We start from the raw sequence: 12,692 nt of genomic DNA, 5'->3' as shown, positions 1-12,692 counted from the left end.
TCCAGAGTCCAGAAATATGTGAATTAAGAGTTTATGTGCCCCGCCATTTTATAAATAAAAGTCAGGGGCAGAAACAAAGTGATACGCTAGGCCAGCCCGAGTGCGCGTTTTACCGGCGCAAAACTGCGGCGGTGATGTGCTGTCGCACCAAGCCGGGCGAGGCTTTCAAGATGCACCGGCGTCGGATAGCCTTTGTGTTTCGCAAAACCATATTCAGGGAACTGCAAATCCAGTTCAACCATTTCGCGATCGCGGGTCACTTTGGCAAGAATGGATGCCGCACTGATTTCAGCGACTTTACTGTCACCTTTCACCACAGCCTGTGAGGCCATCGGCAGTTTCGGGCAACGGTTGCCATCAATCAGCACCATATCCGGCGTCAGTGACAGACCGGCTACGGCTCTTTGCATGGCCAGCATCGTGGCATGCAGGATGTTCAGTTCATCAATTTCATGCGGCTCTGCCCGTCCGAGACTCCAGGCCAGCGCCTTTTCTTTGATTTCGATGTATAGCGCTTCGCGACGTTTTTCGGTGAGCTTCTTTGAATCCGCCAGCCCCATAATCGGGTTGGCAGGATCGAGGATCACCGCAGCCGTCACTACTGCGCCGACCAACGGACCGCGGCCAACTTCATCCACACCGGCAATACACACGGCCTGCGGATAAACAAATAATTCACTCATCGGTTTGCCAGCTCCATTACGGCCTGAGCGGCCTGCTCATCAGCATCACGGCGAATGCTTTCATGCAATTCCAGGAAAATTGTACGCAATTCCTCGCTTTTTTCACCACCCGCCAGTAACGGCAAAAGTGCGGCGGAAAGCTTTTCCGGTACGCATTCTGTTTGCAGCAATTCGGTGACAATTTCCCGTCTTGCCAGCAAGTTTGGCAGGGAGACATAAGGGGTTTTCACCAGACGCTCCGCCAGCCAGAACGTAAAAGGCCTCATGCGATAGCCCACGACCATCGGGCATTTAGCCAGCATACACTCGAGCGCAGCGGTGCCAGACGCAAGAAGTGCAGCATCGCTGGCAATCATCGCTTCACGCCCTTTGCCATCGAGCAAATGCGCAGGCAGGTCAGGCGCAATCTCAGCCTTGATACGCTCGAATTGCTCGCGACGCCTGGCGTTAACCAGCGGTACCACGATGTGCAAATCAGGATAAGTCCGTCGCAGCTGTAACGCTGTCTTCAGGAAATCCGCGCTGAGCATTTCGACTTCCGCATGGCGGCTTCCCGGCAATAATGCCAGGCAATGGACATCATCAGGGATCCCAAGCGCTGCACGAGCCGCCTGCTTGTCCGGATGCAAAGGCATGGCATCCGCCATCGTGTGACCGATGAAGCGGCAGGGAACGTTAAATTTGTCGTAAAACGCTTTTTCGAAAGGCAGGAACGCCAGCACTAAGTCAGTTGCTTTCCCGATTTTGAAAACACGTTTTTGTCGCCAGGCCCAGACGGAAGGGCTGACATAATGAATCGTGCGGATACCACGCTGTTTCAGGCGGCCTTCCAACGTGATATTGAAGTCCGGGGCATCAATTCCCACGAAAACATCAGGCTGAAGTTCACTGAAACGTCGGGTGAGGTCTTTGCGGATTTTCAACAGGCGTGGCAGCCGTTCTAAAACTTCCACCACGCCCATCACTGCCAGCTCTTCCATTTCGTACCAGGCTTCACATCCTTCCGCCTGCATCAGCGGACCTGCGACCCCAACAAAACGGGCATCAGGATGATGTTTTTTCAGGGCTCGAATCAGCCCGGCGCCAAGAATGTCACCGGACGTTTCACCAGCCACCAGGCCAATTGTCAGAACAGGCTTTTGCATTGTTTTCCGTAGCGCAGATCAGCGAATAATGCCGCGGGTAGAGCGGCTAAAGAAATCACTGAAAGGTTTAGCTTTCGGGAATTCAGCGGCGATAGCAGCGATTTCCGGTTGTGCTTCTTCCAGCGTTTTACCGCTGCGGTACAGTAACTTGTAGGCATTACGGATTGCGTGCAGATCTGCTTTCTCAAAACCACGACGCTTAAGACCTTCGATATTGATACCGAAAGGTGTCGCATGATTACCCTGCGCAATGACGAACGGAGGGACATCCTGGGCAACGCCAGAACAACCACCTACCATCACATGCGCGCCGATAATGCAGAACTGATGCACTGCGGTCATGCCGCCGATGATCGCAAAATCATCAACTTCAACGTGGCCGCCAAGTGTCGCGTTGTTCGCCAGAATACAGCGATTTCCAATGACACAATCATGGGCAATATGTGCGTTAACCATCAACAGGTTATCGCTGCCCACTTTTGTCAGACCACCGCCCTGAACGGTACCACGGTGAATGGTAACGCTCTCACGAATATTGTTGCGATCGCCGACCTCAACGCGTGTTGGTTCACCGGCATATTTCAGATCCTGGTTAATTTCACCAATGGAGACGAACTGGAAAATGCGGTTATCGCGACCAATTTTGGTCACGCCATTAAGAACTACGTGTGATTTAAGCTCAGTCCCTTCTCCGATTTCTACCTGGGAACCCACGTAGCAGAAAGGACCGATATGCACTCCGGCACCGATAACGGCACCGTCTTCAACAATAGCGCTTGGATGAATAAAGGCGGTTTTGTCAATCATGTATTAAGACTCCCGGCGACGGGCGCACATCATTGATGCCTCGCAAGCAATCTCACCATCTACTTTTGCGACACCTTTAAAACGAGCAACACCACGACGCTCTTTAATGAATTCAACTTCCAGAACCATCTGGTCACCCGGAAGGACCGGACGTTTAAAGCGTGCATCATCGATTGCTGCGAAGTAATACAGTTCGCCTGGCTCCAGTTTACCCACGCTTTTAAATGCCAGAATACCGGTGGCCTGAGCCATCGCTTCCAGAATTAAAACGCCAGGGAAAATAGGTTTGCCCGGGAAATGGCCCTGGAAGAACGGTTCGTTAAAAGAAACGTTTTTCACAGCGCGCAAAAATTTGCCTTTCTCAAAATCCAGCACGCGATCAACCAGTAAGAACGGGTAACGGTGTGGCAATAAATCCAGTATCTCTTCAATACGCAGAGTATGAGTGTCAGTAGTCAAAATACTCTTCCTGTCTATAAAAAACTGATGGCATCAATAACACGGCCTGCCAGACCCCAAAAAAAGGTCATCAGGCAGGCCGCAAATAGGAACGTATGTCGCAGGTTCACTCAACAAAGGGAACACAAAGCGTCACCGTAAATGGTAATTAATCTTTTTCGATTTTACGCTCGACAGCTTTCAAGCGCTTATTCATCTCATCAATATTCATTACCAACGCAGCCGTCTTACGCCAAACTTTATTCGGTTGTAACGGAATACCGGAGGAGTATACCCCAGGTTCAGTGATTGGTCGCATCACCATTCCCATTCCTGTTACGACAGCCTGGTCACAAATCTCCATGTGACCGTTGATAACACTGGCTCCACCGATTTGGCAGTAGCGTCCAATTTTCAGACTACCGGCCATAATAACACCGCCAGCCACCGCCGTATTGTCTCCAATCACGACGTTGTGTGCAATCTGGCATTGATTATCAATGATAACGCCATTGCTGATAATGGTGTCATCCAACGCGCCGCGGTCAATCGTGGTGCATGCACCAATTTCAACGCGATCGCCAATGATGACGGTGCCCAGCTGAGGAATTTTGATCCAGTTGCCGCGGTCATTGGCATAACCAAAACCGTCAGCACCGATCACCGTACCTGACTGAATCAGGCACAGCTCGCCAATTTCAACGCGGTGATAAATAGAAACGTTGGCCCACAAACGTGTACCCGCGCCTATTTTTGCCTCTTTACCGATAAAACAGCCTGCGCCGATGACAACATTGTCACCCAGCACAACGCCCGATTCGATGACTGCATTTGCGCCAACCGAGACATTCTTACCTAATGAAGCACTGTCTGATATCACCGCGCTCGCAGCAATATCCTGTGCCGGTGCTGGTGTAGTATCCAGCAACTGCGCCATACGCGCGTACGTCAGGTAAGGGTTTTTAACCACTAATGCCGCTGTAGGGCAAAATGGCAGATCCGCTTCCGTCAACACTACGGCACCTGCATGGCAGGAGGCCAACTGTTCACGGTAGCGGCTGTTTGATAAAAACGTGATTTGCTCAGAGTGTGCGGAATGCATTGAAGCAACGCCGGTGATGGCAATTTCGCCATCACCGTGCAATTGTGCATCCAACTGCTGTGCGAGATCAGCCAGTCGAATTGAAGACATGTTTATTTAACCTGTTTCAGCACATCAGCAGTAATATCTTTGTCATTGCTAGCGTACGCGATTGCGTTTGCATCAATAACAACATCATAACCTTCTTTGCTGGCAACAGATTTCACAGCGTCCTGAATACGGCTAAGGATTTTGTTACGTTCTTCGCCCTGGCGACGACGGTTATCTTGCTCGAACTGCTGCGCTTTAGCTGAGAAAGCTTCACGCTGAGCCATTACGTCTTTTTCAAGTTTAGAACGATCGCTGGCTTTCATGGTTGAGCCATCGCGTTGCAGACGCTGCATTTTAGTTTGCAGATCACGTTCCTGAGATTGCAAATCAGTTGCACGACTTTTGAACTCGTTTTCCAGTTGTTTAGCCACAGCTTCGCGAGCTGGCATCTGTTGGAAAATGCTAGCGACGTTAACGATAGCAATTTTGTCAGCAGCCTGAACGCTAGCTGAAGAAGCCATAACTAAACCGAGGCCTGCGGCATATAACCACTTTTTCACTATAAACTCCTTCCATCACCCGTTTGTGCCAGATGGCACAGTAAATTACACAAAACACCCGACATTAAAACAATATACGGGCCGAAACCCGTGTATCAAATTCAGCATCAGGCCCTTGCGATTCTGCTGAATAAACTCTTCGCAGACAAAACGTTACCAGGTTTTACCAATGTTAAACTGGAACTGTTCCGCTTTGTCGCCTTCGTATTTCTTAACTGGCTGTGCGTAAGAGAACACCAGCGGCCCCAGAGGAGACTGCCATTGCAACGCCAGACCAGAAGACACACGAATGTTGCCAGGCTTACTGTAATCAGGCACACCCGCTGCAATAGTTTGCGGCGTGTTTTCCCAACCCGTATCCCAGACTGTACCGCTATCCACGAACAGAGACGTACGCAATGAGTTAGCGTATTTCTCGCTAACAAACGGAGTTGGAACAATCAGTTCCGCACTCAGGATGGCCATTGCGTTACCGCCCACTGCATCGCTCGAGTTATCAATCGGGCAGGTGCTGTACGAGGTATTAGCCGTAGTACATTTGTAATAAGCTGCTTTCGGACCGATGGTGTTCGACTGGAAACCACGAACACTGCTTGAGCCGCCGGCATAGAAGTTGTCATAGAACGGCACTTCTTTGCCGCCCAGACCATCCGCATAACCTGCGCGCGCACGTCCCATCAGTACCCAATCACGATCCTGATTCAACGGCATATAGCTGGTTGAGTCGAAGGTGATTTTATAATATTCGTTATCTGAACCCGGCACGGTCACTTTACCGTTCAGGCTGGCTTTGGTCCCTGACGTCGGGAAGTAACCACGGTCGAGGTTGTTATAACCCCAGCCCAGATTCACGAAGAAGTCATCAGCACTGAAATCAGCATCTGAGTTATCGCTGGTCGTTACCGCAGGTTTCAGGCCCACGGAGTTCAGATAACGGAACATCGCGATCTGAGGTTCCATATTGGACAGATCGTTGTGTACGTAATCCAGACCCAGACGCAATGAGTTGTTCTCATTGACAGGGAAACCAAGGTTGCCGCCAATACCGTAACTTCTGTTGGTATAGTCAGACAGGTCCGCGTTATCCGCTTTAAAGTCGTTATAGAAAATACGACCGCCCAGGCTCACACCGTCAACGGTGAAGTACGGGTCTGTAATCGTGAATTCTGCGTACGTCTGGTAATCATTCTTCGTACCGCTGATGCCTACGGAGTTACCCGTCCCCAGCCAGTTATCCTGCTGGACACCGACCTGGAAGCTGACACCACTTTCAGTACCGTAACCGACACCAAAGTTGAAAGTACCGGTGTTACGTTCTTTCACTTTGTAGACCACATCAACCTGGTCCGGTGAACCCGGAACGCGTTGTGTATCCACATCAACAGTTTCGAAGTAACCCAGACGGTTCAGACGCTCTTTGCCTTTATCGACCAGATCATTGCCTAACCAGGCACCTTCCATCTGACGCATTTCACGTCGCAGAACGCTGTCTTTACTGGTGTCATTGCCTTCAAAACGGATATGACGCACATAGAAACGGTTACCCGCATCTACGTTGATATGCAGTTTTACTGTCTTGTCTGCATCGTTAATTTCAGGCTGAGTTGTCACACGCGGATAGGCATAGCCATAACGGCCCAACATCTGCTTGATGTCGTTTTCCATCTTCGTGACTTTAGCGCCGTTGTACAGCTCGCCTTTATCAATTTTAGTCAGGCTCTGAACTTCCGCTGAGTGACCCGCCATGCTGCCGGTGACTTCAACCCCAGAAAGTTTGTACTGCTCACCTTCTGTGATGTTCAGCGTGATGTAGATGCCTTTTTTGTCCGGCGTCAGGCTGACCTGAGTCGAATCAATATTGAAACGGGCATAACCGCGATCCAGATAGAAGCTGCGCAGGGTTTCAAGGTCACCCGCCAGTTTTTGTTTCTGGTATTTACGATCACCGACCACGTTCCACCAAGGCACTTCATCGCGCAACTGGAAGCGGGAAATCAGTTCATCAGTCGAGAAGGCATGGTTACCCACAATGTTGATCTGCTGAATTTTGGCAGAAACACCTTCGGTAAACACCAGTTTCAGGTCAACACGGTTACGCGGTAAAGGTGTGACAACCGCTTTTACCGACGCACTGTATTTACCGACGCTGTAATAGAAATCTTCCAGGCCTTTTTCAATACTGCCGATGGTTGTACGGTCAAGCGCTTCGCCAACGCGGACGCCAGAGGCTTCCAGGTTTTGTTTCAGCATGTCATCTTTCACCGATTTATTACCGGAGAAAGTGATGCTGGCAATCGTTGGACGTTCTTTGACCTGAACAATCAGAGAATCACCATCGCGAAGGACACGAACATCCTCAAAGTTGCCAGTGGCAAACAATGCGCGAATGGTATTACTGATGTCATCGTCAGTAACGGTATCACCGACACGAACCGGCATATTGAGTAACGCCGCACCGACGGCAACTCGCTGCAGGCCTTCGAAATGAATATCTTTCACTACGAAACCGTCTGCACCGTATACGGTGGCGCTGCCAAACAGCAGCGACGCTATGAGCAACTTTTTGATCGCCATCGTTGTTATGCGTTCTTCCTAACCTAATCTCCGGTCTTAAAGACGGGAGAAATCATTGAAAAGTGCAAGCCCCATCAACAACACCAGCAAAACTGAACCAATGCGGTAACTGAAGTCCTGAACTCGCTCGGAAACTGGCCCACCTTTAAGCTTTTCTATTGCAAGAAACAGCAGGTGGCCACCATCTAATACCGGTAACGGGAAGAGGTTGATGATCCCGAGATTGACACTGATGAGTGCCAAAAACGTGAGGTAAGACACCAAACCATACTCCGCTGACATTCCTGCGCCCTGTGCGATGGAGATTGGGCCACTCAGATTGTTCAGCTTCACATCCCCGGTAATTAACTTACCCAGCATGCTCACGGTGAGTTTCATCAGTTGCCAGGTTTTATCCCCGGCCTCATAAAACGCCACAAACGGACCATACTGACGGATTGTTTTGTATTCATCAGGCAGCGGCACCACTTTCGGGACCACACCAGCAAAACCCTGTATTTTGCCTTTACCTGCAGACTTCGTATCCGGCGTCAGTGTTAAAGCGACGGGAGAACCACCCCGCTCAACTTCCAGACTGATTGGCTTGCCCGGATTGTCACGCACCTGAATGACAAACGACTGCCAACTTTCCAGAATCTGACCATCGACTTTAACGATCCTGTCTCCGGCTTGCAAACCCGCCTTTTGCGCGGCTGAATCTGGCTGCACTTCCTGCAAGACAGATTCTATCTGCGGACCTCGTGGAATCATACCCAGAGAGACCACCGGATCCTGCTTTTCAGGATCAAACTGCCACTGACGTAAATTCAGTGTTTTCTCAACAACATTACTGGAGCCAAAAGGCGCAACTCCTACTGTTGTTTGATCATCACCAATCTCGCCAATCAACGCCATACGAACTGAATCCCAATCAGGCGTTTCGATACCGGCAACAGACTTTAGTTCCATTCCCGGAGAAATATTGGATTGCGCAGCGATTGAATTTGCAGTGACATTTGCAACAACCGGACGCACGGTCGGCACACCAATCACGAAGATCAGCCAATATGCAAAAACCGCAAAGATGAAATTGGCAATCGGCCCGGCGCTGATGATAGCAGCACGCTGCCAGATTTTTTTGTTATTGAAGGATTGATGACGAAATTCAGGGGCTACAACCTCGACGCGTTCGTCGAGCATTTTGACGTAGCCCCCGAGAGGAATAATGGCCAGCACGTACTCGGTTCCCTGACGATCGGTGCGACGCCACAATGCACGACCGAAGCCAACAGAGAAGCGTTCAACACGCACACCACAACGACGAGCAACCCAGAAATGGCCGAACTCGTGCACGGTGATAAGCACCCCCAATGCGACGATAAAGGCGGCCAGGCTCCAGAGTATGTTCATCATATGTCCAACTATTCCTTAGAAAACTTCACCGTCTGCGACGGTTAATACACTAACAGCATAAGACAGGCGAATACAGGAATCGCAGCAGTGAGGCTGTCAATGCGATCCAATATTCCGCCATGACCCGGGATCATATGACCACTGTCTTTGATTCCGGCTTCACGCTTGAACATACTTTCCGTCAGGTCGCCCAGCACAGAAGCCAGCGCAGCCACCACAGAACAAATCAATAACGTTGCTGGCTGCACGCTCAAAGGGGCATAGCGGCCAAACAACCAGGCTATCAGGGCAGATGTCACCAGCCCACCGATAAACCCTTCCCAGGTTTTCCCCGGAGAAACTTTCGGTGCCAGTTTATGCTTACCGAACAACTTACCAAACAGGTAAGCACCGGAATCTGCTCCCCAGACCAGCAGCATGACATATAACAGCCACCACGCGCCTGTGTGAGGATTTTCAGCATAACCGTACTGGCGCAGCGCGACCATGCCCCAGAAGAACGGCACAATCGTCAGTACGCCAAACAGCACACGCAATACCCGTGAATGACGCCAGAATGCAGCGGAAGCCGGATACGCGACCACCAGAACTAACGCCAGACACCACCACGCCAGCGCAGCCCACAACGAGCCGCTAACTTGTGGTAAGTAAACACTCTGATGATAAGCCGGAATGCTCAACATCATGGCGGCTAACAGAAAACCACACAGTATCGCCAGCCAGATACGCTGACTACGGGTTGCAAGCCCGGCGAGCTGGCCCCACTCCCACGCGGCCAGCATGCACACCACTAAGGTGACAATGGCGAAACCCACCGGCGGCAGCAAAAAGAGTGCTGCAATAACAATCGGTATTAAAATCAAAGCTGTGATAATGCGATACTTCAGCAAATGTTCTCCCTAGGACGCATCGGCGCCGATAGGTGTAGTCCCCCCGAAGCGGCGCTCTCGCTGTGCAAACGCGGTCAGCGCACCTTCAAAGGTGTTTTCATCAAAATCAGGCCAGAGGACATCGGTAAAGTAGAGCTCCGCATAGGCAATCTGCCACAGCAAAAAGTTACTGATCCGATGTTCCCCACCGGTTCTGATCACCAAATCGACGGGTGCCAGTTCGCTCATACAGACCGCTGAATTCAGCAACTCTTCTGTAATCTGCTCTGCCCGCAATGTACCGGCTTCAACCTGTCCGGCCAGCGTCTTCACGCCCTGAATAATATCCCACCGGCCACCGTAATTTGCAGCGATGTTCAGGGTCAGACCGTCGTTATTTTGAGTAAGTGTTTCTGAACGACGAATGCGTTCCTGCAGACGAGCACTAAAACGACTGACATCGCCAATGATCCGCAACCTGACATTGTGTTTATGCAGGCTTTTAACTTCGCTGTCTAACGCACGAACGAACAGCTCCATCAAGGCGGAAACTTCCTGAGCCGGACGATTCCAGTTTTCACTGCTAAAGGCATAAAGCGTGAGCGCATCAAGGTGATGACTGGCAGCAAAGCTTACCGCTTTACGCACTGACTTCACTCCCGCTTTATGACCGAATACCCTCATTTTACCCTGACGTTTTGCCCAGCGTCCGTTGCCGTCCATGATAATGGCAACATGGCGAGGTTGAGAGCAACACATATCAGACATCTGTTGATTTTCGAGGGACATAACGCGTACTCATTTCCTTTTATCAGAACACAACGGCTTTCCAGCTGACATAAGCCAGATATGGCTCACGCTACAACGTTTAGCTGACGCGGCACCTTTTATCGAGGGTGCGGCAACACGCGCAAAAAAGCCGTGTCTCCCTTACAGGCACGGCTTACACTAACAGATCACCGATTCCACCTTTAACATTCAGGCGCAGAAAAGCCAAATCTACTGTCAGTGTGGCGCAGACTATACCATTTCAATGTGGCGCTAACAAACTGCTGCATAAGCACTAAACCGGTCTTATCGCGCAAACTGAGGAAGTTTATCCTTTGCCGATGCACGTGCGCGAGCGTCAATCTCCAACACTTCCTCAACAGACGTCGGTTCGGCGCTCACTAACTGGTCCATGACCTGACGATTCAGTGAAGCAATGTCAGTAAAAAGAATCTCGCCATTCAAGAAAGCCGCCACTGAGATTTCATTCGCTGCATTCAGCGTGGTAGTGGCTGCCTGCCCGGTATTGCTGGCTTCGATAGCAAGCTGAAGGCAAGGATAACGCGCGTAATCCGGATCGCTAAACGTCAGTGCGCCCATCTTACAAAAATCCAGTGCTTCAACGTCAGTCGTTACACGGCGGGGATACGCCATGGCATGCGCAATAGGCGTTCGCATATCCGGTGAGCCCAGCTGAGCCAGTACGCTACCGTCACGGTAGCGAACCATAGAATGGATAACCGACTGCGGATGGATAATCACTTCCATTTCGGCGGCTGACGCATTAAACAGCCAGCGCGCCTCAATATACTCCAGCCCTTTGTTCATCATCGTTGCAGAGTCGACAGAAATCTTACGCCCCATGGACCAGTTTGGGTGAGCACATGCCTGATCCGGTGTCACGCTGCTGAAATGGTCTAAAGGCAATTCGCGGAATGGCCCGCCGGAACCGGTCAGCACAATGCGGGAAATACCGTGTTCTTCAAGTGAAGCATAGCCCAGTTGTCTCTGAACGGATTCAGGCAAACTCTGGAAAATCGCATTGTGTTCGCTGTCGATAGGCAAGAGCTGAGACTGACTCTGACGCACGGCATCCATGAAAATGCGACCGCAGGTCACCAGGGATTCTTTATTTGCCAGAAGAACTTGTTTGCCCGCACGAACGGCAGACAACGTCGGTAACAGTCCCGCAGCGCCGACAATGGCAGACATCACCTGATCGACATCATCCAGCGCCGCCAGTTCGATGGCCGCATCCGGGCCAGATAGGACTTCGGTGTTAATTCCCTGTTCCGACAAGATTGTCCGCAATTTGCGCGCAGAAGACTCATCCGCCATCGACGCATAGGCCGGACGAAACTCCAGACATTGCTGCGCCATAACGTCGACATTGCGACCCGCAACCAGAGCCTTAACAGAGAACGCGTCAGGGTTAGACCGGACAACGGAAAGCGTGCTGGTGCCGACAGATCCTGTCGAACCAAGAATAGTCATTTGTTTCATGAAAATGCCCGGGATAACGCTCGTAAATTCGGAAAGTGCACAGTCTGAAACCTCTTATCGGGCTTGTCCATGAGATTGTGCAGACAGATAAAATAATTGGAGGCCACTTAAAAACAAAGCGCCGCAATTGCGGCGCTTTGTGAGAGGCATAAGCCGGATTAGAAATCCATCAGCTCAGTTTCTTTTTCAGCTAACGCAACGTCGATTTTCTTGATGAAAATGTCAGTCAGTTTCTGAATATCGTCCTGAGAACGGCGATCTTCATCTTCGCTGATTTCTTTATCTTTCAGCAGTGCTTTTGTTTTGTCGTTAGCGTCGCGGCGGACGTTACGCACAGAAACACGGCCCTGTTCTGCTTCGCCACGAACCACTTTGATCAGGTCTTTACGACGCTCTTCAGTCAGTGCTGGCAATGGAACGCGGATGGTCGCGCCCGCAGAAGATGGGTTCAGACCCAAATCAGATGTCATGATCGCTTTTTCCACAGCCGCGCTGATAGAGCGGTCGAATACGGAAATAGCCAAAGTACGGGAATCTTCAACAGTTACCTGAGCCAGCTGGCGCAGTGGCGTAGATGAACCATAGTAATCGACCATGATGCCATCCAGAATGCCCGGAGAAGCGCGGCCGGTACGGATTTTGCTGATATGCGTTTTGAATGCTTCAACGCATTTATCCATACGAATTTCAGCGTCTTTTTTGATTTCGTTAATCACGTTGTGAACCCTTGAAAGCTGGTTACCTGGCAGACCATAACATCAGTATAGTCCGTGAATACTTATGCCAGCACAGGCTGGCTGAACGGTACGTTCAATTGTGAA

The 12,692-nt window shown here is 50.7% G+C and carries 12 protein-coding genes; all 12 read right to left on the bottom strand.

The window, feature by feature from the left end:
- Window positions 1-86 precede the first annotated feature (86 nt).
- On the bottom strand, window positions 87-683 hold the full coding sequence (gene rnhB / locus ACLBVC_RS17285; protein WP_195825534.1) for a ribonuclease HII: 597 nt from the start codon (window positions 681-683) through the stop codon (window positions 87-89).
- Window positions 680-1,828 (bottom strand): lipid-A-disaccharide synthase, encoded by a 1,149-nt coding sequence (gene lpxB, locus ACLBVC_RS17280; protein ID WP_410150649.1) that lies wholly within the window; start codon window positions 1,826-1,828, stop codon window positions 680-682. The genes rnhB and lpxB overlap by 4 nt, the downstream gene beginning before the upstream one ends.
- 18 nt (window positions 1,829-1,846) lie before the next feature.
- Window positions 1,847-2,635: an acyl-ACP--UDP-N-acetylglucosamine O-acyltransferase gene (gene lpxA / locus ACLBVC_RS17275; RefSeq protein ID WP_195815764.1), complete on the bottom strand. Its 789-nt coding sequence runs from the start codon at window positions 2,633-2,635 to the stop codon at window positions 1,847-1,849.
- A 3-nt stretch (window positions 2,636-2,638) separates the two neighbouring features.
- On the bottom strand, window positions 2,639-3,094 hold the full coding sequence (gene fabZ / locus ACLBVC_RS17270) for a 3-hydroxyacyl-ACP dehydratase FabZ (RefSeq protein WP_095923207.1): 456 nt from the start codon (window positions 3,092-3,094) through the stop codon (window positions 2,639-2,641).
- A 148-nt stretch (window positions 3,095-3,242) separates the two neighbouring features.
- Window positions 3,243-4,265: a UDP-3-O-(3-hydroxymyristoyl)glucosamine N-acyltransferase gene (lpxD, locus tag ACLBVC_RS17265; protein WP_152326529.1), complete on the bottom strand. Its 1,023-nt coding sequence runs from the start codon at window positions 4,263-4,265 to the stop codon at window positions 3,243-3,245.
- Window positions 4,266-4,267: 2 nt separating this feature from the next.
- The gene (skp, locus tag ACLBVC_RS17260; RefSeq protein WP_056781728.1) at window positions 4,268-4,765 is read right to left on the bottom strand and encodes a molecular chaperone Skp; all 498 of its coding nucleotides are present in this window, start codon (window positions 4,763-4,765) and stop codon (window positions 4,268-4,270) included.
- A 153-nt stretch (window positions 4,766-4,918) separates the two neighbouring features.
- Entirely contained in the window at window positions 4,919-7,339 is a 2,421-nt protein-coding gene (gene bamA, locus ACLBVC_RS17255; RefSeq protein ID WP_195815762.1) for an outer membrane protein assembly factor BamA, read from the bottom strand.
- A 36-nt stretch (window positions 7,340-7,375) separates the two neighbouring features.
- Entirely contained in the window at window positions 7,376-8,731 is a 1,356-nt protein-coding gene (rseP, locus tag ACLBVC_RS17250) for a sigma E protease regulator RseP (RefSeq protein ID WP_410150648.1), read from the bottom strand.
- A 41-nt stretch (window positions 8,732-8,772) separates the two neighbouring features.
- Entirely contained in the window at window positions 8,773-9,621 is an 849-nt protein-coding gene (gene cdsA, locus ACLBVC_RS17245; protein ID WP_410150647.1) for a phosphatidate cytidylyltransferase, read from the bottom strand.
- Between the two features lie 9 nt (window positions 9,622-9,630).
- Window positions 9,631-10,389: a (2E,6E)-farnesyl-diphosphate-specific ditrans,polycis-undecaprenyl-diphosphate synthase gene (gene ispU / locus ACLBVC_RS17240; protein WP_095923213.1), complete on the bottom strand. Its 759-nt coding sequence runs from the start codon at window positions 10,387-10,389 to the stop codon at window positions 9,631-9,633.
- 285 nt (window positions 10,390-10,674) lie between these two features.
- On the bottom strand, window positions 10,675-11,871 hold the full coding sequence (gene ispC / locus ACLBVC_RS17235) for a 1-deoxy-D-xylulose-5-phosphate reductoisomerase (protein WP_410150646.1): 1,197 nt from the start codon (window positions 11,869-11,871) through the stop codon (window positions 10,675-10,677).
- Between the two features lie 158 nt (window positions 11,872-12,029).
- Window positions 12,030-12,587 (bottom strand): ribosome recycling factor, encoded by a 558-nt coding sequence (gene frr / locus ACLBVC_RS17230; protein WP_152326524.1) that lies wholly within the window; start codon window positions 12,585-12,587, stop codon window positions 12,030-12,032.
- Between the last annotated feature and the right edge of the window lie 105 nt (window positions 12,588-12,692).

Source organism: Rahnella selenatireducens, assembly GCF_046449555.1.
GTDB lineage: Bacteria > Pseudomonadota > Gammaproteobacteria > Enterobacterales > Enterobacteriaceae > Rahnella > Rahnella selenatireducens.
The sequence above is the reverse complement of the archived record's forward strand: the minus strand, read 5'-3'. Positions and strand labels throughout refer to the sequence as shown.

Excerpts from the sequence above, each read along its gene's own strand:
- rnhB (WP_195825534.1), bottom strand. The coding sequence starts at position 683 with ATGAGTGAATTATTTGTTTATCCGCAGGCCGTGTGTATTGCCGGTGTG.
- lpxB (WP_410150649.1), bottom strand. The coding sequence starts at position 1,828 with ATGCAAAAGCCTGTTCTGACAATTGGCCTGGTGGCTGGTGAAACGTCC.
- lpxA (WP_195815764.1), bottom strand. The coding sequence starts at position 2,635 with ATGATTGACAAAACCGCCTTTATTCATCCAAGCGCTATTGTTGAAGAC.
- lpxD (WP_152326529.1), bottom strand. The coding sequence starts at position 4,265 with ATGTCTTCAATTCGACTGGCTGATCTCGCACAGCAGTTGGATGCACAA.
- bamA (WP_195815762.1), bottom strand. The coding sequence starts at position 7,339 with ATGGCGATCAAAAAGTTGCTCATAGCGTCGCTGCTGTTTGGCAGCGCC.
- rseP (WP_410150648.1), bottom strand. The coding sequence starts at position 8,731 with ATGATGAACATACTCTGGAGCCTGGCCGCCTTTATCGTCGCATTGGGG.
- ispU (WP_095923213.1), bottom strand. The coding sequence starts at position 10,389 with ATGTCCCTCGAAAATCAACAGATGTCTGATATGTGTTGCTCTCAACCT.
- ispC (WP_410150646.1), bottom strand. The coding sequence starts at position 11,871 with ATGAAACAAATGACTATTCTTGGTTCGACAGGATCTGTCGGCACCAGC.